Consider the following 22756-nt stretch of genomic DNA (forward strand, 5'->3'; position numbering starts at 1 on the left):
ACTGATTTTTCAGCAGTCTCTTTTTTTTGCTCTTCTTCAATCAGAATTAATTCCGCTTCATAAGAACAATAACAAAAAAACAAGGTTCGAAAAGTACATTTCGAACCTTGTTATATAATTCTATTTTAACTAATTAGGCTTCTCCTTTTAATCCAAATAGAGGAATTGAGTGATGTGAATTCTCATCGATTATTCCGTTGGCTTTTTCAAATCGTTGTATGTTTTCGGACAACGCATTTAGCAAACGTTTTGCGTGTTGTGGCGTTAAAATAACCCGACTGCGTACTCTCGCCTTCGGAATTCCCGGCATAACACTCACAAAATCAACAACAAACTCACTCATTGAATGATTGATAATCGCCAAGTTTGAGTATATACCATCAGCAACTTTTTCATCAAGTTCAATACTCAACTGTCCTTCATTTTCTTTCAAATCACTCATAATCTATTTTGATTTTTTCTTTTCAGCAACTTCCATTTCTGCTTTTGAACCTACGAGGATTTTTTCGTAACGTTTCAAACCTGTTCCTGCAGGAATTCTATGTCCTACAACCACGTTTTCTTTCAATCCGTCGAGTGTATCTACTTTTCCGCTTACGGCTGCTTCGTTCAACACTTTTGTAGTTTCTTGGAAAGATGCCGCTGAAATGAACGACTTGGTTTGCAACGATGCTCTTGTAATACCCTGTAACACAGGCGTAGCCGTTGCAGGAATAATATCACGAGCAATTACTAAATTCTTATCAGCACGTTTAAGTAGTGAATTTTCGTCACGCAATTGGCGGAGAGAAACAATCTGACCTGCTTTTAAATTCTCCGAATCACCAACGTCTTCAACTATTTTTTTACCGAATAATTTATCGTTTTCTTCGATAAAATCATCTTTATGAACAAGCTGACCTTCAAGGAACAAGGTATCTCCCGGGTCTTGAATTTCAACTTTACGCATCATCTGACGAACGATTACCTCAAAGTGCTTATCGTTAATTTTCACACCTTGCAAACGATATACCTCTTGTACCTCGTTTACCAAATATTGCTGAACCGCCGAAGGTCCTTTGATTTTCAAAATGTCATCCGGAGTTACAGAACCATCAGAAAGCGGTTTTCCGGCACGCACATAGTCGTTTTCCTGAACCAAGATTTGGCTTGACAATTTCACCAAATATTTACGCTCTTCACCCAAACGAGATGTAACAATAACCTCTTTATTTCCACGTTTGATTTTTCCGAACGAAACTACCCCGTCAATTTCAGAAACGATTGCAGGATTTGAAGGATTTCGTGCTTCGAAAAGCTCCGTAACTCGAGGTAAACCTCCTGTGATATCCCCTGATTTTGCAGAGTTACGCGGAATTTTTACCAATACTTTTCCTTCTTCAACTTTACTTGCGTTCTCAACCATAATGTGAGCACCAACCGGTAAAGTGTACGAACGTAACACCTCATCGTTTTTATCCAAAATCAATAACGTTGGTACCAATTTTTTATTACGTGATTCTACAATCACTTTTTCTTGGAAACCTGTTTGTTCGTCAATTTCAATTTGATAAGTTACCCCTTGCTCAATACCTTCGTAAGCAATTTTTCCTGAAAACTCAGAAATGATAACCGCATTATACGGATCCCATTGGAAAAGCAAAGTTCCTTTAGTAACCTCTTGCTTATCTTTTACAAAGATGCTCGCACCATACGGAATATCGTGCGTTTGCAATACCATTCCGGTAGTTGGGTCAACTACTTTCAATTCAGAAGAGCGAACCACTACGCTAATCGGATTTCCTTCGTTATCTTTACCTTTTACTGCACGTAAATCTTCAATTTCAAGGATACCGTTAAAGCGAGCTTCTGCCTTATTCTCTTCGGAAACGTTACCTGCAACCCCTCCGGCGTGGAACGTACGAAGCGTAAGCTGCGTACCCGGCTCACCGATAGACTGTGCAGCCACAACTCCCACAGCTTCACCTGTTTGAACCATTTTTCCTGTAGAAAGGTTTCTTCCGTAACATTTAGCACAAATTCCGTGTTTAGCCTCACAAGTAAGTGCAGAGCGTACTTCCACCATTTCAATAGGAGCTTCATTGATTTTAGCCACTACTTTTTCAGTGATTTCTTCTCCTGACCTAACAAGTAATTCTTCCGTAAGAGGATTATAAACATCGTGAAGTGAAACACGTCCTAAGATGCGTTCTCCCAGAGTTTCAACCACTTCTTCGTTTTTCTTCAATGCACGAACCTCCACACCACGTAGCGTTCCACAATCTTCCGTGTTAATAATAACATCTTGTGAAACGTCCACCAAACGACGTGTTAAGTACCCCGCATCGGCAGTTTTCAAAGCGGTATCGGCAAGACCTTTACGAGCACCGTGCGTTGAAATGAAGTACTCCAAGATTGACAAACCTTCTTTAAAGTTCGACAAGATTGGGTTTTCGATAATCTCGCCCCCTCCTACTGTCGATTTTTTCGGTTTTGCCATCAAACCACGCATACCCGTAAGCTGGCGAATCTGCTCTTTTGAACCCCTCGCACCAGAATCCAACATCATATATACAGAGTTAAATCCTTGTTGGTCGTTGCTAATTCGCTTCATAGCCAACTCAGTAAGCTGAGCATTAGTTGATGTCCAAACGTCAATTACCTGATTATAACGCTCGTTGTTGGTAATAAGACCCATATTATAGTTCATCATAATTCCGTCAACCAAACCGTTTGCCTCAGCAATCATATCGGCTTTTTCTTGCGGAATAATGATATCTCCCAAACTAAACGACAATCCTCCTTGGAAAGCGAATTTGTATCCCATATTCTTAATCTTATCCAAGAAATCTGCCGTAGTAGGAATACTTGTGGATTTCAAAATATGACCGATAATATCACGCAATGACTTTTTAGTCAATACCTCATTGATATATCCAGCTTCTGCAGGAACCACTTCGTTGAAAAGAACTCTACCTGTTGTGGTTTCCAACACTTTATATACTTTATTTCCTTCCTCGTCCAAATCCCTTACTCGAACTTTGATAAAGGCATTCAAACTAAGTTTTTTCTCGTTGTAAGCAATATTTACTTCCTCCGCAGAATAGAAAGTCATTCCTTCTCCCTTAATTGGATACTCAGGTGTTGAGCGTCTGCCTTTGGTCATATAGTAAAGCCCCAAAACCATATCCTGTGAAGGTACGGTAATCGGCGAACCGTTGGCAGGATTCAAGATGTTATGCGATGCCAACATCAAAAGTTGAGCTTCCAAAATAGCTTCCGGACCTAATGGTAAGTGTACCGCCATCTGGTCACCGTCAAAGTCCGCGTTAAACGCCGTACACACTAGTGGGTGCAACTGAATTGCTTTACCTTCAATTAGTTTAGGCTGGAAGGCTTGGATTCCCAAACGGTGCAACGTGGGGGCACGGTTCAGAAGCACCGGATGCCCTTTAATCACATTTTCCAAGATATCCCAAACTACAGGTTCTTTTTTGTCAATAATTTTCTTAGCAGACTTAACCGTTTTTACGATTCCTCTTTCAATTAACTTACGGATAACGAAAGGCTTATAAAGCTCTGCTGCCATATTTTTAGGAAGACCACACTCATACAATTTGAGTTCAGGACCTACAACGATTACCGAACGAGCCGAGTAATCCACACGTTTTCCAAGTAAGTTTTGACGGAAACGTCCTTGTTTTCCTTTCAATGAATCAGAAAGTGATTTAAGCGGACGGTTTGATTCTGTTTTAACCGCTGATGACTTACGTGTATTGTCGAACAATGAATCTACCGATTCTTGCAACATACGCTTCTCGTTACGCAAAATCACCTCAGGAGCCTTAATCTCCATCAAACGTTTCAAACGATTGTTACGGATAATTACCCTACGATATAAATCGTTCAAATCGGAAGTTGCGAAACGCCCACCATCTAACGGAACTAACGGACGTAATTCAGGTGGAATCACAGGAATTACCTTCATTATCATCCATTCTGGTTTGTTTTCACGATTGTTTTTCGCTTCACGGAAAGCTTCAACCACCTGCAAGCGTTTTAAAGCTTCTGTTTTACGTTGTTTAGAACTTTCGTTATTTGCCTTGTGACGCAAATCGTAAGAAAGTTCATCCAAATCCAATCGTTGGAGCAAATCTAACAAACATTCTGCTCCCATTTTTGCCACAAACTTGTTAGGGTCAGTATCTTCTAAATACTGATTCTCAACAGGAAGTGACTCCATTATGTTAAGATACTCTTCTTCTGTAAGAAAATCTAATGGTTGGATATCTTCTCCGTCAGGTCCTTTTGCTATACCCGGCTGGATAACTACATAACGCTCGTAGTAAATAATCATATCCAACTTTTTAGATGGCAAGCCCAACAAATATCCAATTTTGTTAGGCAACGAGCGGAAATACCAAATATGAGCAATTGGCACTACCAAATTGATATGTCCTACCCTATCACGACGCACTTTTTTCTCTGTTACTTCAACACCACATCTATCACAAACAATCCCCTTGTAACGGATACGCTTGTATTTTCCGCAAGCACACTCGTAATCCTTTACAGGACCAAAAATACGCTCACAAAACAAACCATCTCGCTCAGGTTTGTGTGTACGATAATTGATGGTTTCGGGTTTGATAACCTCCCCACGAGAAGCCGCTAAAATTGACTCTGGCGAAGCCAATCCGATAGAAATTTTATCGAATTTTGAAACAGTTGTATTTTTATCTCTTGCCATACTATATGGTTGTAAAAATTTTTATTTTATTGTAAAACCTTCAAAGGTTCTTAAAACATTTTATTTTAGAGGATTTATTGAAAGAATTTTAGATTTTTAAAATAATTCTTCTTGAACTTTCTTTGGCAACCCTTTTACCACAAGTTTATATGAATTCAAAATCCATTTTTTAAGTAAATTATCGGAAATTTTCCCGTTAATTTGAACTCTATTCCAATGTTTTTTATTCATATGCCAACCTGCAGTAACTTCGGCATATTGTTCACGAAGCTCAACGGCTTCCTCAGGGTCACACTTGAGATTTATAAACTCATATTTTGTAATGTTTACCAAGCAAAACATTTTTCCTTTGACTGAAAAAACTAAAACTTCATCATCAAACGGAAAACTTTCTTCTGAAGCTTTAAGTGACAGGCAGAATTCACGCAATTCTTCAATATTCATCACAAATTGAGATTATTTATAAATTCAACTTTGCCAAAGCTAAAAACTTCGGCAAAGTTTCTGAATTTGAATCCTTTATTCTTCCAAACGAATATCTAATCCGAGACCTTTCAGCTCGTGCATCAATACATTGAACGACTCTGGCAATCCTGGTTCAGGCATCGCCTCACCTTTCACGATAGCTTCGTAAGTTTTTGCTCTTCCGATAACGTCATCTGACTTAACTGTCAAGATTTCACGAAGCGTGCTTGAAGCTCCATAAGCCTCCAAAGCCCAAACCTCCATCTCTCCGAAACGCTGACCTCCAAACTGAGCCTTACCTCCAAGTGGTTGTTGCGTAATAAGTGAGTAAGGTCCGATAGAACGTGCGTGCATTTTGTCGTCAATCATATGTCCGAGTTTAATCATATAAATGACTCCAACAGTTGCTGGTTGGTCAAAACGCTCCCCTGTTCCTCCGTCATATAAATACGTATGACCAAAACGCGGAATGCCTGCTTTATCAGTAAGTTCGTTAATTTGGTCTAATGAAGCTCCGTCAAAAATTGGAGTAGCGTACTTCTGACCTAATTTCTGACCTGCCCAACCTAACACAGTTTCGTAAATCTGACCAATGTTCATACGCGAAGGTACCCCAAGAGGGTTCAACACGATATCCACTGGTGTTCCGTCTTCCAAGAAAGGCATATCCTCATCACGAACAATTCGGGCTACGATACCTTTATTTCCGTGACGACCCGCCATTTTATCTCCTACCTTCAACTTACGTTTTTTAGCTATGTAAACTTTAGCAAGTTTCAAAATCCCTGCAGGAAGTTCATCACCCACTGAAATAGTAAATTTCTCACGGCGTAACGCTCCTTGCAAGTCATTCAACTTGATTTTATAATTGTGTAATAAATCATCAATCAAAGCGTTAGTTTCCTTCTCGTCTGTCCATCCGCCTGACACTAAGTGAGCGTAATCCTCAATTGAATCAAGCATTTTAATAGTGAATTTTCTTCCTTTTGCGATGATTTCCTCACCCAAGTCATTCAAAACTCCTTGTGAAGTTTTTCCATCAACCAAAGTGAATAATTTCTTAACCAATTTATCTTTAAGAGATTGGAAATTAGAATTAAAATTAGCTTCAACAACCGCTATGTCTTCTTTATCCTTACCTCTTTTTCTTTTATCTTTAACTACTCTTGAGAACAGTTTTTTATCAACAACTACCCCGTAAAGCGAAGGAGAAGCCTTCAAAGAAGCATCTTTTACATCTCCAGCCTTATCTCCGAAAATCGCACGAAGTAATTTTTCTTCCGGTGTTGGGTCAGATTCCCCTTTCGGTGTGATTTTACCTATAAGAATATCCCCAGGGCGAATCTCCGCTCCGATCCGAATCATACCATTCTCATCCAAATCTTTAGTAGCCTCCTCAGAAACGTTCGGGATATCATTAGTAAGCTCTTCAGCTCCTAATTTAGTATCACGAACTTCCAAAGAATACTCATCAATATGGATAGACGTAAAAATATCCTCACGAACCACACGCTCCGAAATCACAATAGCATCCTCAAAGTTATACCCTTTCCAAGGCATAAATGCTACCTTCATATTGCGACCTAAAGCCAATTCTCCTTGTTCTGTCGCATACCCTTCACAAAGAACCTGCCCTTTGGTAACTCGGTCACCTTTACGTACAATCGGTTTCAGGTTGATACAAGTACCTTGGTTAGTTTTTTGGAATTTAATCAGATTGTAAATCGTTTCATCTTCGTCAAAGCTTACTAATTTCTGATTTTCAGTACGGTCGTATGTAATTACAATTTTCTCAGCATCAACATATTCTACTGTTCCATCACCTTCTGCATTCATCAAAACACGTGAATCGGAAGCCACTCTGCGTTCCAAACCTGTACCTACAATCGGAGATTCAGGCTTCAACAAAGGTACTGCCTGACGCATCATATTCGAGCCCATCAAAGCACGGTTCGCGTCATCGTGTTCCAAGAAAGGAATCAACGAAGCTGAAATTGAGGCAATTTGGTTAGGAGCTACGTCAATAAACTCAACTTGATTTGGCTCAATTACAGGGAAATCTCCATCTTCTTTAACAACAACTCTCTCCTCTGTTATGTTTCCTTCTGCATCTAAACTGATATTTGCCATACCAATTTTCAAGCCTTCTTCCTCTTCGGCACTCAAATAGGTCATATCTTTCAAATCCACCTTACCATTAGTTACTTTGTGGTAAGGAGTTTCAATGAATCCCATTCCGTTTACTTTCGAGAACACTGCCAAAGATGAAATCAAACCGATGTTCGGACCCTCTGGAGTTTCAATCGGACACAAACGACCATAGTGCGTATAGTGAACGTCTCGCACCTCAAAACCTGCACGCTCTCGGGAAAGACCTCCAGGTCCTAAAGCCGATAACCTTCGTTTGTGTGTAATCTCAGCAAGCGGATTGGTTTGATCCATAAACTGAGAAAGCTGGTTTGTTCCGAAAAATGAATTGATTACAGAAGAAAGCGTTTTTGCATTAATCAAATCGATTGGAGTAAACACCTCATTATCACGCACATTCATACGCTCACGAATCGTACGTGCCATACGAGAAAGTCCCACTCCGAATTGTGCAGAAAGTTGCTCTCCTACCGTACGCACACGTCTGTTTGACAAGTGGTCAATATCATCAACTTCTGCTTTTGAATTGATAAGTTCAATCAAGTATTTAACAATTGTAATGATATCTTCTTTTGTTAAAACTTGCTTATCTTCTGGAATGTCAATTCCTAATTTTTTATTGATTCTATAACGTCCTACATCTCCTAAATTGTAACGTTGATCAGAGAAGAATAATTTATCAATAATGCCACGAGCTGTTTCCTCATCGGGTGGTTCAGCATTACGTAACTGACGATAAATGTGTTCCACTGCTTCTTTTTCAGAGTTCGTAGGATCTTTTTGTAGAGTGTTATGAATGATTGTATAATCCGTTGCTTGGCTATCCTCTTTATGCAAAAGAATAGTTTTCACATCAGCTTCTAAAATTTCTTCAATATTGTCTTTATCAAGAACCGTGTCCCTATCAAGAATAATTTCGTTACGCTCGATAGATACCACTTCTCCCGTATCTTCATCAACGAAGTCCTCGTGCCAAGTATTTAACACACGAGCAGCTAAGCGACGACCAATATATTTTTTCAAACCTGTTTTAGAAACTTTGATTTCTTCTGCCAAATCAAATATTTCCAAAATATCCTTATCACGCTCAAAACCGATTGCACGGAAAAGTGTAGTTACAGGTAATTTTTTCTTTCTGTCAATGTACGCATACATCACATTATTGATGTCTGTAGCGAACTCAATCCACGAACCCTTAAAAGGAATAATTCTTGCGGAATACAATTTTGTTCCGTTTGCGTGAAACGATTGCCCAAAGAATACCCCTGGAGAGCGGTGTAATTGTGATACGATTACACGTTCAGCACCATTGATAACAAAAGTACCACTAGCTGTCATATAAGGCATTGTCCCTAAATATACATCTTGCACAATGGTTTCAAAATCTTCGTGTTCAGGGTCAGTGCAGTATAACTTCAATCTTGCTTTCAAGGGAACGCTATACGTAAGCCCTCTTTCAATACATTCTTGAATGGTGTAACGTGGCGGATCAATGAAATAGTCCAAAAATTCAAGCACGAACTGATTACGTGTATCCGTTATAGGGAAGTTTTCCTTGAATGTGTTGTATAAACCTTCATTGCCTCTTTCTTCTGATTTCGTTTCCAACTGGAAAAAATCTTGAAACGATTTAATCTGAATATCCAAAAAATCAGGATAATCTGGCGTGTGTTTTACCGAAGCAAAATTGATTCTTGCAGTTTGATTTGTTGACATTTACTTCTGTTTTTAAATTTTAAATCATTCCCTAAAGAATGTATTTTATGCTTTATTCTTTTAAAACGCAAAGCACTTGCAAAATGTGTTACGTTTTTACTTAACAATGTACATTTTAGAAAGACTACTGCAAAAAACCTGACAGTGTTTACCATACATAAGTTTTTCTAAAAATGTCACCGAATATCTTGAATTTTCAACAAAAACTCGTAAGCTACGTTGTACATAAACAACAAACGATATTCTATTTTTGTCTAAAACGATAGATTAATCTACCGTGTATTTTTTCTCAACCTTCAAAAGTATTAGAGTGATACACTTTTATTAAATCACGGATACAAAGTCCTAAAATTCAAAAAGATAAGAACAAACTAACACTTAATAAGCATCTGAACAATAAGTTTTTAGATATAATACGCAAAATGGTTTAGGCCTATTCCTGCATAAGAAAAGACCTAAACCTTATATGTTAAGCAATGTAAAATTATTTCAATTCTACTTCAGCTCCAGCTTCTTCTAAAGATTTTTTAAGACCTTCAGCCTCATCTTTAGATACTGCTTCTTTGATTTTTGAAGGAGCTCCGTCAACTACTTCTTTCGCTTCTTTAAGTCCAAGACCAGTTAACTCTTTTACCAATTTAACTACAGCCAATTTGTTAGCTCCTGCTGATTTCAAGAATACGTCAAATTCTGTTTTCTCAGCTGCTGCCTCTCCTCCTGCTGCAGGACCTGCTGCTACTGCTACTGCTGCTGCAGCTGGCTCAATTCCGTACTCGTCTTTCAAAATTTGAGCAAGCTCGTTTACTTCTTTAACTGTTAAATTTACTAATTGTTCTGCGAAATTTTTTAAATCTGCCATTTTTCTATCGTTTTTTTAAATTTGTTATAATTATAATTTGTGCGTTTTTTGTTTTATTTTTCTGATAAGGTTTTGATGATTCCTGCCAATTTTCCTCCTCCTGATTTAAGAGCAGAAATAACGTTTTTAGCAGGCGATTGCAATAATCCGATGATATCTCCAATAACCTCTTCTTTTGATTTTATAGAAGATAATGCTTCCAATTGATTTGCTCCAATAAAAATAGCCTCCTCAATAAAAGCTCCTTTTAAAACCAATTTATCTGATTTTTTTCTGAACTCTTTAATCAATTTTGCAGGAGCATTTCCTACCTCTGAAAACATCAAAGTGCTATTGCCTTTAAGAACTGATGGTAATTCACCAAACTCTTTATCAGAAGCCTCCATTGCTTTAGCCAGCAATGAATTTTTTACAACTGCTAATTTGATATTAGCCTTAAAACAAGCTCTACGCAAGTTTGTTGTTTCTTCTGCATTTAACCCTGTTAGGTCAGTTACATAAATAATATTATTTTCAGTTAACTGTGCAGTCAAATTTTCTATTACTAATGATTTTTCTTCTCTTGTCATAATTTTCTTTTTTAACTACAAATTAAACTGACTTAGTATCAACAGGCACACTAGGACTCATTGTCGTTGAAATATAGATAGATTTCACATAAGTTCCTTTAGCAGCTGTAGGTTTCAATTTTATCAACGTTTGAATTAATTCACTTGCGTTTTCAACAATTTTATCTGCTGTGAATGAAATCTTTCCTATTGCAGCGTGAACAATTCCTGTCTTGTCAACACGGAAATCAATTTTACCTGATTTTACCTCTTGAACAGCTTTACCTATCTCCATTGTTACAGTACCTGTTTTAGGGTTAGGCATCAAACCACGCGGACCTAAAACACGTCCTAATGGTCCCAATTTACCCATAACACTTGGCATTGTAACGATAACATCTACATCTGTCCAACCATCCTTAATTTTTTGTAGATATTCATCTAATCCCACATAGTCTGCACCTGCAGCCTTTGCCTCAGCTTCTTTATCAGGAGTAACCAAAGCAAGAACCTTAACATCTTTTCCTGTTCCGTGAGGAAGCGTTACAACCCCTCTTACCATTTGATTGGCTTTACGAGGATCAACTCCCAAACGTACTGCGATATCTACAGAGGCGTCAAACTTTGTGTAAGTGATTTCTTTCAATAATGTAGAAGCCTCAGTCAATGAGTACAATTTATTGTAGTCAACCTTAGATAAAGCCTCTTTGTGTTTCTTTGTCAATTTTGCCATAATTTCTCAGATTAAAAAGGTTTATCTCCAGTTACTGTTATTCCCATTGAACGTGCTGTACCAGCAACCATACTCATCGCAGACTCAATTGTAAATGCATTCAAATCAGGCATTTTATCTTCTGCAATCGCTTTCACTTGATCCCAAGTGACGCTTGCTACCTTTTTACGGTTAGGCTGACCAGATCCACCTTTAGCCTTAGCGGCTTCCAATAGCTGAACTGCAGTAGGTGCGGTTTTAACTACAAAATCAAATGATTTGTCTTTATAAACTGTGATAACAACAGGAACAACTTTCCCTTGCTTGTCCTGTGTACGAGCATTAAACTGCTTACAGAACTCCATAATGTTAACACCGGCAGCACCTAAAGCGGGTCCAATTGGTGGCGACGGATTCGCTTGACCTCCCCGAGCTTGTAGCTTAACTACTTTACTAATTTCTTTTGCCATTGTTTATTATTAATAATTAATTTATTCACTAAAAAAGGAAAGTCAAAAATCCCATTTTTTATATTCCTAAGGACTTCCGACTTTCAGTACCTTTAATATTTTTATACTTTCTCAACCTGCATATAGCTCAGTTCTAACGGTGTTTTTCTTCCAAAAATTTTAACCATCACTTCCAACTTACGCTTCTCTTCATTAACCTTCTCTACGGAACCATTAAATCCGTTAAAAGGACCATCAACAACTCTTACCGTTTCTCCAACTACAAAAGGGATGGCCATTACTTCTACATTTTCAGAAAGTTCATCCACCTGCCCCAACATTCGGTTCACATCCGACTTGCGTAACGGAAGAGGATCTCCACCTTTTGTTTCACTCAGAAAGCCAACAACCCCAGGTATTGATTTAATAATGTGTATAACCTCTCCTACAAGATTCGCTTTTACCATCACATAACCAGGCATATGCACTCTTTCCTTATTTATCTTCTTCCCATTACGAATTTGAACAACTTTTTCTGTAGGCACCAAAACTTCCTCCACATAGTCAGCATATCCCAGACGAGATGTCTCGCTTTCTATGTAGTTTTTAACTTTATTTTCTTGCCCTGTAACAGCCTTAACGACATACCATTTCTTTTCTAACACTACCGACATCCTACCGTTACTTTTACTTCATAAAGTTAAAATACAAAGCCATTACCCATTCAAAAAAAGAATCCATACCCCATATGAGAAGTGAGAACAAAATCGAAAACACAACAACAACAACCATTTCTCGCTGTGCATCTGCCAATGCTGGCCAAGTAACATGATTTTTTAATTCCTCGTAAGACTCCTTAATATAGTTAATCATCACATTATCATTTTTGCACGGGTGGAGGGATTCGAACCCCCATCAACGGTTTTGGAGACCGCTATTCTACCCTTGAACTACACCCGTTTTTCATAAAGAAGTTTTGAGAAACACCTCAAAACTTCTCTATTATTATTTATATCAATTTTTTATTGATTAGTCAAGAATTTCAGTTACCTGACCAGCACCTACTGTTCTACCTCCTTCACGGATAGCGAATCGAAGACCTACATTAAGTGCGATTGGTTGCAACAACTCAACTGTAATAGTCAAGTTATCACCTGGCATAACCATCTCAACTCCTTCTGGTAAAGAAATAGTACCTGTTACGTCAGTTGTACGAACGTAGAACTGAGGACGGTATTTATCTTTAAATGGAGTGTGACGTCCACCTTCTTCTTTGCTCAAGATATACACCTCAGCTTTAAATTTAGCGTGCGGTTTAACTGAACCCGGCTTACAGATAACCATACCACGTTTGATATCTTTTTTATCAATACCACGAAGCAACAAACCTACGTTATCTCCAGCTTCTCCACGGTCTAGGATTTTACGGAACATCTCAACCCCAGTAATAGTTGAAGTCAATTTCTCAGCACCCATACCGATAATCTCAACAGGCTCACCTGTTTTAGCAACACCAGTTTCGATACGTCCTGTAGCAACAGTTCCACGACCTGTAATAGTGAACACATCTTCGATTGGCATCAAGAATGGTTTATCAATATCACGTGTTGGCAACTCAATCCAGCTATCAACAGCATCCATCAATTTCATTACAGTATCAACCCATTTAGGCTCTCCATTCAAAGCGCCTAAAGCAGAACCTTGAACGATAGGACCATTATCTCCATCGTAATCATAAGAACTCAAAAGCTCTCTCATTTCAAGCTCAACAAGTTCCAACAACTCTGGGTCATCAACCATATCCACTTTATTCATAAATACAACGATACGTGGAATACCTACCTGACGACCTAAAAGGATATGCTCACGAGTTTGTGGCATCGGACCATCTGTAGCAGCAACTACAAGAATCGCACCATCCATCTGAGCAGCACCAGTAATCATATTCTTAACGTAATCCGCGTGACCAGGACAGTCAACGTGCGCATAGTGACGAGTTGCTGTTTGGTATTCTACGTGAGATGTATTAATTGTAATACCTCTTTCTTTCTCCTCAGGAGCATTATCGATTGAATCAAAACTTCTTTGCTCTGAAAGACCAGCATCAGCCAATACTTTAGTAATAGCAGCAGTCAAAGTTGTTTTACCGTGATCCACGTGTCCAATAGTACCAATATTCAAGTGGGGTTTGGAACGATCAAATGTTTCTTTTGCCATTTTAAATAAATTTTTAAATCTTAGTTATATAAATATAGTGTTTAATGTGTGCAAACCAAGAGCCAATGACGAGATTTGAACTCGTGACCTCTTCCTTACCAAGGAAGCGCTCTACCCCTGAGCTACACCGGCTTTTATTTCACAAAGCCTTCATTGAGCGGGAGACGAGGTTCGAACTCGCGACATTCAGCTTGGAAGGCTGACGCTCTACCAACTGAGCTACTCCCGCATTAATTAACTTAATTGTGGGAAGAGCAGGATTCGAACCTGCGAAGACATAGTCAGCAGATTTACAGTCTGCCCTCGTTGGCCGCTTGAGTATCTTCCCAATAATCTTAAACAGTATTTTATGAACTTTTGAGCCGATAGAGGGATTCGAACCCACGACCCCGAGATTACAAATCACGTGCTCTGGCCAACTGAGCTATATCGGCAAAACATTAAAAGTAAGGTTAGCAACAACCTTATTTGTAACGGAGTGCAAATGTATAGATATATTTTTACATAGCAAAAAAAATCAACACTTTTTTTAAATAATTTTACAACCTCAAAAAACAAAGCACTGTTTTTCAATTAGTTAAAGAATAAAACACAAACAACAACACACCATTTATAAACTATCAAAAATCAATTTATTACATTCAAATCGTTTTTAAGACAGTTTTTCACCTTCAAAGAATATACCCAAAACTCAAATGCAAAAATCACTCAATTTTTAGATTCTAAACTTTTTTCGTAATTTAGCCCTCAATTTTTCTATAATTTTTTATATTATGCTAAATATTAAAGACTTTTTCAATTTTAAACTTGTATTTTTTGTGTTTTGTTTGTCTTTCATTACAAACATAAACGCACAAATCCAGAAAACAGAGCCTCCTTTTTGGTGGGCAGATATGAAAAATCCTGAATTGCAAATTATGCTTTACGGAAAAAACATAGCTCACTATTCGGTAGAAAGCGAACTTCCCATTGTAAATGTAATTAAAACTGAAAATCCAAATTACATTTTCCTTACTGTTGACACAAAGAATAAAAACGAAGGAATATACAAAATCAGTTTGGTGCAACAGAACAGGAAAGCAAAAACATTCAACTACGAGCTAAAAAAACGAAGCGAAGGCTCTGCTTTTCGGAAGGGATTTGATAGTTCAGATGTAATTTACCTATTAATGCCCGACAGATTCGCTAATGGAGACACAAACAACGACTCGCATAAGTCTCTCAATGAAAAAGCAAACAGAAACTTGCCCGGGGGAAGACACGGAGGCGACATTCAAGGCATCATCAAGCAGTTAGATTACATAAAATCCTTAGGGGCTACCGCCATCTGGAGTACGCCAATGTGCGAAGACAATGATGAAACCTACTCCTACCATACTTATGGACAAAGTGACGTATATAAAATAGACCCGAGATACGGAACCAATCAAGAGTACAAACAACTCGCCCAAGAAATGCACAAAAGAGGAATGAAACTCATCAAGGATTATGTTACGAATCACTGGGGCTGGAAGCATTGGATGATAAATGACCTACCAACATACGATTGGATTCATCAGTTCCCTGGATACGCCCAAAGTAACTATCGAATGAGCACACAAATGGATAAAAACACTTCTGAAATAGATAAAAAATACTGTGTGGACGGGTGGTTTGTACAATCTATGCCTGATTTGAACCAAAGCAATCCATTAGTTTTAAAATATCTGACACAAAACGCCATTTGGTGGATAGAATATGCTGACTTGGACGGACTCAGAGTTGATACGTACTCATATAATGACAAAGAGGGCATTGCAAAATGGACAAAGGCGATTATAAATGAGTACCCTAACTTCAATATTGTAGGAGAGGTATGGCTACACGACCAAGCACAAATATCATATTGGCAAAAGGACAGCCCAATCAGTGCAATTCAAAGCTATAACACACACTTACCGTCCGTTATGGATTTCACACTGCACGATGCCATCGGAGAGGCTTTTCGGGCAACTCCTTCGTGGGACAAAGGAATAATTCAGGTGTATGATAATTTCGTAAATGACTTCCTATATAAGGACATTAATAACGTTTTAATCTTTGCGGAGAACCACGATACTTCCCGAATAAACGAAATCTACCAAAATGTGGAGGATTATAAATTAATAATGACACTTTTAGCCACCGCACGAGGCATTCCGCAATTATATTACGGAAGCGAGATAGGAATGCGAGGCGATAAAAGCAAAGGTGATGCTTATATCAGACAAGATTTCCCCGGCGGTTGGAAGGAGGACAAGCAAAATGCTTTCAATCCGGCAGAAAGAACCCAACAACAAAAGGAATATTTCGATTTTACAGCAAAATTATTCAATTGGAGGAAAGAAAAACCTGTAATACACTACGGAAAAACAAAACAATATATACCTAATAATGAAGTGTATATTTATTTCAGGTACAATCAGTTTGAATCTGTTATGGTGGTAATAAATAATAACAAAGAATCACAAACTATTGACCTAAATCGGTTTACAGAAAGCTTAAAAACATTTACAAAAGGCAAAGACATCATCTCAGGAAAAGAATTCCAGCTTCAAAAATCATTACAAATTGCAGGAAAAACTTCAATGGTGATTGAATTAAAATAGAATCGTATCTATAACATTCAAAAAATAAGACAATATAACAATCTTCAACCTGATTTTATATTGTCTTATTTTATTTTCAACCAAAAACAATTCCTTTTATATGAAATATTTATACAATATGACTTTGATATTTAAAAATAATTTTTATATTTGCCCTTATTAAAACGTAACAAAAAGATTTTTAAACAGATACATATCAATTTAAAATAAGAGTATTTATATTATTAACAGAATAATTACATAAAAATACAATTGAAACAGAAAATAAAAGAAATACAAAAGAAAAAAACATAAAAACATTGCATAAAAACACAAAAACAACCATTAAAAATAATTTTTCAATTACAAGAAACAGAAAAACAATTAGAAATAATCAAAATACAACACTATAAAATACAAAAACAATTAAGAGCAACACAAATAATTAAAAAATAATCAAAAATCAAGCAAGATATTTAGAAGAGAAAGCAGTAATTACACAAAAACAACAACAATAATTCAAAAATCAAATAGTAATAATATAAAATCAACAGAATATGAAGGGAAGACGAATTTCAGAATTACTATATCTTGAAAAATACAGATTAGTATTCGCAAATTATGAGGAAATGTCAGAATTAAAATCTGAATTGGAAGAATACGGCTATGATTCTGACCGTATGAATGAAGGAAAACAGCTTTATGTAAAAGCTCAAAACCTCTATGATAAAAACACACAAGAAACATCAGAGGCAAAGGAAGCCTATGCTATTTTTGAACAAGCCTTTGAACAGCTTGTGAAAGCATATGGAAAACATAGGAAAGCAGCAAAAGTAGCCTTGATGCACAAATCTGAAGTATGGGAAACATTTTCTATCAAAGGAGAAACCCCAAGAGCATATCTTCCGTTTATAAAAGGAGCGAAGATATTCTACAATCAAGCTATCACGCATCAGGAAGCACGTCCGCTACTTGAAAGATTCAAAATCACGGAAGCCATTGCACAACAGCAACTATCAGCCATTGAAAATGTGGTTTCTTTAAGAGCCAAGTATGAGAAATTATCCGGAGAAAGCCAGCAGGCTACACAAGATAAGAACAAAGCTTTTGCCGAGATAGATAAATGGATACGAGAGTTTTATGCAGTTGCTAAAATTGCCTTAGAAGACAAACCACAACTACTTGAAGGCATCGGGTTACAAATGCGAAGTCAATAATAACAATCGTTTTTTAACTATCTGAAACTTATAATACTTTATCAGACTTCAAAGATATAACAATAAAATCTATAAAAGTTTTATTTCCCTTTGAGGTTTGATAAAGTTTGTTTAACATATTAATATAATACGTACTAAGCATATGAAAAAATATATTACATTACTCATTTTCATTAGTAGTTTATCTCTATTCAGTCAAAATTTTGATGAATTAATGGAAAAAAGACAGTTATCCTGCTCTGATGTGTCTTACAACAGCACTTCGCTTTTTGAAGAATACTACAATAATAACAACTTAGAATCTGCAAAAAGACTTTTAGAGTATTGGGAAGGCAAATGCGGACTTACAGAACCTTTGCAAAGGGCAAAATTACTACTTTCTATCTATGAAAATCGTTTCTTCGAGGGTTTGCTCACTGACAGAGCCATCTATTATATAATAAGCTACCAAAATAGAATGCAACTCATTGAAGAAAAAAGAGAATACTTGTATGAAAACTATGCAAGTTATTATGATTATGTTCCCATAGGCAAAGATTTTGACAAATTCACTCAAAAAGAATTTGAAAAACTGAAAGAAAAATTCAAAACAGAGAGTACAGAATATCTTTTATGCGACTTTTATAGCGGAAACCATAATAATATCTTTGAGAAATTACAAGAAAATACTTACGAAACTTCATTTTTGGTAAAAGAATACAAAGAAAGAGTTTCCGAATTCATAGATTTGCCCGAAGCACATTTATCAATATTAACGGGGGCTTGGATTCCGACAGGAAAACTAAATGTTTTGGGAACTCACCCTGAGTTAGGATTTCAATTAGGGTTGAAAAATAAGAAAATGAACTATGATTTTGTAATGAGTATCCGATTTTTGAAAAGTGCTAACGAATATATGGCAAAAAGAGACAAAGAAGAAGATTATATACCTACGAGGCATTTCTTTGGAGGACATATAGGAGCTGAAGTCGGCAGAGATATATACAGAAAAGGAAACAATGAAATACAAATCGTCAGTGGGCTTGCTTTTGACGGTTTCGATGCATTAAAAAAAGATGAAGAAGCAGGTTTAAAAAGTGCTTCAACAACCAGCTACAATATAAATTTTGGTATTGCCTATCGTTATTATTTCAAAAACAATGCTTATTTAGGCTTACGTATCAAATATAATATCGTGGACTACACACTAAATAAGGTTGTAAACTTAACAGGAAATCCCATTAGCTTACAACTTAGCATCGGATGGTTAGAAAATCAAAGGAAAAAAAGTGCACTGGAAACATTACAGTATAAAAAAAGAAGATAATAACAAAAAATATAAAAGAAAGAGAACGTGGAGCAAATAAACAACTTATAAATGCTTCATTGTAACAACAAAATAAAGAAAAATATGTCGCAACAGAAAACCAACTTTTTTGATACACAGGTACTCGGGCATCCGGCAGGATTGTTCGTATTGTTTTTTACCGAAATGTGGGAGCGTTTTTCTTTCTACGGAATGCGGGTACTTTTAGTAAACTTCCTAACAATGGCACTGATTGGGTATAATCCTGGTTGGGAGTGGACAACAGAGAACGCAGGGGCATTATTTGGGACTTACGTGATGCTTTTGTATCTCACCCCCATTGTGGGAGGCACCATCGCCGATAGGTTCATAGGCTACCGATGGGCGATTGTTATAGGGGCTGTAATTATGACACTGGGACACGCTGCAATGGCACTCGAAACCGAATTTTGGCTTTATGTAGGGCTGGGGCTTTTAGTAATCGGTACGGGCTTTTTCAAACCCAATATGACTTCTATCATTTCGCATATGTATAAAGACCTTCCAGAGAAAAAAGACGGAGCATATACCATTTTTTATATGGGTGTAAATGCGGGGGCTTTCTTCGGAATGATGCTTTGTGGATATATGGCTGAAAAAGTAGGTTGGAGCTGGGGATTTGGTTTAGCGGGGATATTTATGCTCATCGGTACGCTTCAATTTTGGTTAGCGCGTCCGCTTTTTGGTTCAATTGGTGATGTGCCATCAAAAAACAAGCAAGAAACAAGCAAAGTAGCTCAAAATAAACCTATCTCCGACGAGGATAAACCTAATCCATTTACATTATTGGACAAAATATTGATAGGAGTGGCAGCCGTTATCGGTTTGGGATACGCCATCAACGACCCGCTGTCACGCATCGGGGGGATTGACTTATTCTCCTTCTTGGAAACAAGCAACATCAAGGGGCAATACATCGCCGTTATCTTTGGGCTAATTGTTTTCTTCTTCGTTATTATCTCAAGGCTTACCCGATACACGAAAATCGTTCGTGAGCGTATGATAACCGTCATCATTTTTGCTTTCTTCACCGTGTTTTTCTGGCTTTCCTTCGAGCAAGGAGCTTCTTCCTTGATTCTTTTTGCGAGGGACAACGTTCAAAGAGAGCTTTTAGATAATCAAGCAATCATTTTCAACATTGTAAATGCTTTGCTCACTGTCATTCCGCTTGCGTTAATTACTTATGTATTATTCATCTTGGCTAAAAAGACCTTCTCCAAGATATTGGCATCAAACATCGTTCTGATTATTTGCTTCGGGCTTGTGTGGGTGATTGTCGGCTGGATGTTGCAACGCGATTTCAACACAGTGGCGTACAATGTAAGCTATGAAGCATTTGAAGTATATGAGAGTGATGGCAAAAACCTCAAAGTAAAAGAGGACGGAAGCTATGCAACAAAGTATATCCCCCTCAATGTTGATAACAACATCACTTTTACAGAAGAAAACCGCATCGAAAAGACAGAGAAATTATTCAAAATAACAGAAACCGATGCTGAGGGGAAGACAATCGTGAAGCATATTCCTTACAGTGAGAGCAAAATACCAAAGGGAAATTTTGAAATTATTGAAAACACCATTCAAACAATCGCCTTGCCTCGTGTGGATAACAAAACAGGAAAGCAAGCAACCGATAAAGAGGGCAATAAACTTTTCGACTTCTATGTGCCGGGCAATAACAACGGTCTTTCAATTGTAAACAGAGAGACTATCATAGGCGAAGGGGATTATCACTTCAACAAAGGGGAAGAAATTCTCATCTTAACCAAGGATAATAAGTTCTCATCCTTCGGGTATGCCGATGTAAAGAAAGCGGCGTGGGCAAAACAGCGTGCGGAGGAGCTAAACGCCAGCAACGGACTTATAAGAGCCACCGTTAAGGAGGAAAAAGCCAATTGGGTGGAGATTACTACCTCTTGGTTTTCCATTCTCAATTCATTTTTTATCATCGCATTGGCAAATGTTTTCTCCCGCATATGGGATAGTCGTTACAACCCGCCTGCGGCAGTGAAATACGGAATGGGGCTTATCATAATGGCTATTGGTTTTGGTTTACTCGCCTTTGGGGCTAACGGGGTCGGCTCCGGGGTGAAGGTAAGTATGCTTTGGCTGGTTGTAGCGTATCTTTTCCATACAATGGGAGAGCTGTGTATGGCTCCGGTGGGCTTATCTTACGTATCGAAGCTCGTCCCAGCCCGAATGATAGCCTTTATGTTCGGAGTGTGGTACTTGGCGATTGCTATCGGTAACAAATTAGCAGCCATCTTAGGTGGGCAGATTGAAAACATCACTGAAAAATACAACTTATCTACATTTTTCTTGATATTCACCATCGTACCTATCGTTGCAGGCTTACTTATTATTCTTATCAGTCCTTTAGTTAAGAAATTAATGCACGGGGTGAGATAAAACAAATAAGGGCAAACATATTCATTAGGCTAAATAGAGGAAAACTTATACAAAACAAATAATTTTCCTTTATTTAGCCTAAACTTTTTATTGGGGGCTTTTAATATACGCCTCATATAATCAATTAAAAACAAAAGAATTCACATAAGAAAATTAACTTTATCATCATCTCGTATTAGTTTGAATAAATTATGTTTTATTTTTAGGAAATAATACTTACTTTTGCACGATAATCAGCAGAATAATAGCATATGAATAACCAAAAATATAATAGTTTGGTAGTTTTAGGCAAGTTTTTGTCACAATTTGCCTCTTTCCCTTATGCAGAGGATAAAAATTTACCTTCTGGTAATGATTTTCATTTTGAAAAATTTAAAGAAACATTGGCTTTGGCAGAGCAACAAAACGGTTGGTTCACTCCTGAAAACTTACAATTTGCTTGTAACTCGTGGGCAAAGGCTCTGACGGAGGAAAACATCAATAAGTGGCTCGAAAAATATGATTTAGAGAACGTTTCACCGAAAACCGTTGCTATTATTATGGCGGGGAACATTCCATTGGTGGGTTTTCACGACTTTCTGTCAGTGCTTGTTTCAGGGCATAAGGCTATCGTGAAACTATCGTCAGATGATAAAGTATTGTTGCCTTTTGTGGCGAGCTATTTACAAGATATTGAGCCTGCTTGGCAAGGAAAATTCACTTTTACCGATGAGCGAATGACGAATTTCGATGCCGTTATCGCCACGGGAAGCAATAATACGGCTCGTTATTTTGAATATTATTTCGGAAAAAAACCACATATCATACGAAAAAATCGCAATTCGGTAGCTGTTCTGACAGGAAAAGAGACTGAAAAAGAGTTTTTCGAGCTTGGGAAAGATATTTTTACATATTTCGGGCTGGGTTGCCGAAGTGTTTCAAAGGTTTTTGTACCTCGAAACTATGATTTTGACCTTCTTTTTAATGCTATTTATCCTTTCAAGGATATTATTAATGGTCAGAAGTATGCTAATAACTATGATTATAATAAGGCTGTTTATCTGATGAGTTTGTTTAAACTTCGGGAAAATGGTTTTTTAATTCTGAAAGAAGACACAAACTATGCCTCGCCTATCGCAACACTTTTCTATGAATATTACGACAGTCCAGAAGATTTGAAAGAGAGACTCCAAACCGATTCAGATAAAATACAGTGTGTTGTATCAAAGGGCTTTATGAAAAACGAAATTCCGTTTGGACAAACACAACATCCACAGCTTTGGGATTATGCTGATGGGGTAGACACTGTTACATTTCTAACAAATTTATAACAAAAAAACTATACTTTTTACACTGTATCAAGAAATAATTTAAGACT

The 22756-nt window shown here is 37.4% G+C and carries 16 protein-coding genes and 5 tRNA genes; 5 read left to right on the forward strand and 16 right to left on the reverse strand.

Going from position 1 to position 22756, the window contains the following annotated elements:
- Positions 1-133: 133 nt before the first annotated feature.
- The 16 genes from CGC58_RS03155 to CGC58_RS03230 all read right to left on the reverse strand — a co-directional run bounded on the left by CGC58_RS03155 (position 134) and on the right by CGC58_RS03230 (position 14277).
- Complete coding sequence (locus CGC58_RS03155; protein WP_095895084.1) at positions 134-442, reverse strand: DUF3467 domain-containing protein; 309 nt, start codon at positions 440-442, stop codon at positions 134-136.
- 3 nt (positions 443-445) lie between these two features.
- Positions 446-4729, reverse strand: a complete 4284-nt coding sequence (gene rpoC / locus CGC58_RS03160) for a DNA-directed RNA polymerase subunit beta' (RefSeq protein ID WP_095895085.1) — start codon at positions 4727-4729, stop codon at positions 446-448.
- A gap of 96 nt (positions 4730-4825) precedes the next feature.
- Positions 4826-5173, reverse strand: coding sequence for an MmcQ/YjbR family DNA-binding protein (locus tag CGC58_RS03165; protein WP_095895086.1), 348 nt, complete (start codon positions 5171-5173; stop codon positions 4826-4828).
- A 75-nt stretch (positions 5174-5248) separates the two neighbouring features.
- Positions 5249-9058 carry a DNA-directed RNA polymerase subunit beta gene (gene rpoB / locus CGC58_RS03170; protein WP_095895087.1) on the reverse strand — a complete coding sequence of 1270 codons (3810 nt, stop codon included), beginning with the start codon at positions 9056-9058 and terminating at the stop codon, positions 5249-5251.
- 484 nt (positions 9059-9542) lie between these two features.
- Positions 9543-9917 (reverse strand): 50S ribosomal protein L7/L12, encoded by a 375-nt coding sequence (gene rplL / locus CGC58_RS03175; protein WP_018280437.1) that lies wholly within the window; start codon positions 9915-9917, stop codon positions 9543-9545.
- 53 nt (positions 9918-9970) lie between these two features.
- Positions 9971-10486 (reverse strand): 50S ribosomal protein L10, encoded by a 516-nt coding sequence (gene rplJ / locus CGC58_RS03180; protein ID WP_095895088.1) that lies wholly within the window; start codon positions 10484-10486, stop codon positions 9971-9973.
- Positions 10487-10508: 22 nt separating this feature from the next.
- Entirely contained in the window at positions 10509-11198 is a 690-nt protein-coding gene (gene rplA, locus CGC58_RS03185; protein ID WP_095895089.1) for a 50S ribosomal protein L1, read from the reverse strand.
- An 11-nt stretch (positions 11199-11209) separates the two neighbouring features.
- Complete coding sequence (gene rplK, locus CGC58_RS03190) at positions 11210-11647, reverse strand: 50S ribosomal protein L11 (protein WP_095895090.1); 438 nt, start codon at positions 11645-11647, stop codon at positions 11210-11212.
- 101 nt (positions 11648-11748) lie between these two features.
- Complete coding sequence (gene nusG / locus CGC58_RS03195) at positions 11749-12300, reverse strand: transcription termination/antitermination protein NusG (protein ID WP_095895091.1); 552 nt, start codon at positions 12298-12300, stop codon at positions 11749-11751.
- A 13-nt stretch (positions 12301-12313) separates the two neighbouring features.
- On the reverse strand, positions 12314-12499 hold the full coding sequence (gene secE / locus CGC58_RS03200; protein ID WP_095895092.1) for a preprotein translocase subunit SecE: 186 nt from the start codon (positions 12497-12499) through the stop codon (positions 12314-12316).
- 16 nt (positions 12500-12515) lie between these two features.
- Positions 12516-12586: transfer RNA gene (locus CGC58_RS03205), tRNA-Trp, on the reverse strand.
- A 69-nt stretch (positions 12587-12655) separates the two neighbouring features.
- Positions 12656-13843: an elongation factor Tu gene (gene tuf, locus CGC58_RS03210; RefSeq protein WP_095895093.1), complete on the reverse strand. Its 1188-nt coding sequence runs from the start codon at positions 13841-13843 to the stop codon at positions 12656-12658.
- Positions 13844-13903: 60 nt separating this feature from the next.
- A tRNA-Thr gene (locus CGC58_RS03215) sits at positions 13904-13975 on the reverse strand.
- Between the two features lie 24 nt (positions 13976-13999).
- Positions 14000-14072, reverse strand: a tRNA-Gly gene (locus tag CGC58_RS03220).
- Between the two features lie 17 nt (positions 14073-14089).
- Positions 14090-14171 (reverse strand) — tRNA-Tyr (locus CGC58_RS03225).
- A 32-nt stretch (positions 14172-14203) separates the two neighbouring features.
- Positions 14204-14277 (reverse strand) — tRNA-Thr (locus tag CGC58_RS03230).
- A gap of 339 nt (positions 14278-14616) precedes the next feature.
- Between CGC58_RS03230 and CGC58_RS03235 the strand changes: the two genes are divergently transcribed.
- The 5 genes from CGC58_RS03235 to CGC58_RS03255 all read left to right on the forward strand — a co-directional run bounded on the left by CGC58_RS03235 (position 14617) and on the right by CGC58_RS03255 (position 22709).
- On the forward strand, positions 14617-16470 hold the full coding sequence (locus tag CGC58_RS03235; RefSeq protein ID WP_095895094.1) for a glycoside hydrolase family 13 protein: 1854 nt from the start codon (positions 14617-14619) through the stop codon (positions 16468-16470).
- Positions 16471-17006: 536 nt separating this feature from the next.
- Entirely contained in the window at positions 17007-17666 is a 660-nt protein-coding gene (locus CGC58_RS03240; RefSeq protein ID WP_095895095.1) for a hypothetical protein, read from the forward strand.
- A gap of 142 nt (positions 17667-17808) precedes the next feature.
- Positions 17809-18972, forward strand: a complete 1164-nt coding sequence (locus CGC58_RS03245) for a hypothetical protein (protein ID WP_095895096.1) — start codon at positions 17809-17811, stop codon at positions 18970-18972.
- 84 nt (positions 18973-19056) lie between these two features.
- Positions 19057-21399: an oligopeptide:H+ symporter gene (locus CGC58_RS03250; protein ID WP_095895097.1), complete on the forward strand. Its 2343-nt coding sequence runs from the start codon at positions 19057-19059 to the stop codon at positions 21397-21399.
- A gap of 251 nt (positions 21400-21650) precedes the next feature.
- Positions 21651-22709, forward strand: a complete 1059-nt coding sequence (locus CGC58_RS03255; protein ID WP_095895098.1) for an acyl-CoA reductase — start codon at positions 21651-21653, stop codon at positions 22707-22709.
- Positions 22710-22756 lie beyond the last annotated feature (47 nt).

Source organism: Capnocytophaga stomatis (genome assembly GCF_002302635.1).
Taxonomy (GTDB): Bacteria; Bacteroidota; Bacteroidia; order Flavobacteriales; family Flavobacteriaceae; genus Capnocytophaga; species Capnocytophaga stomatis.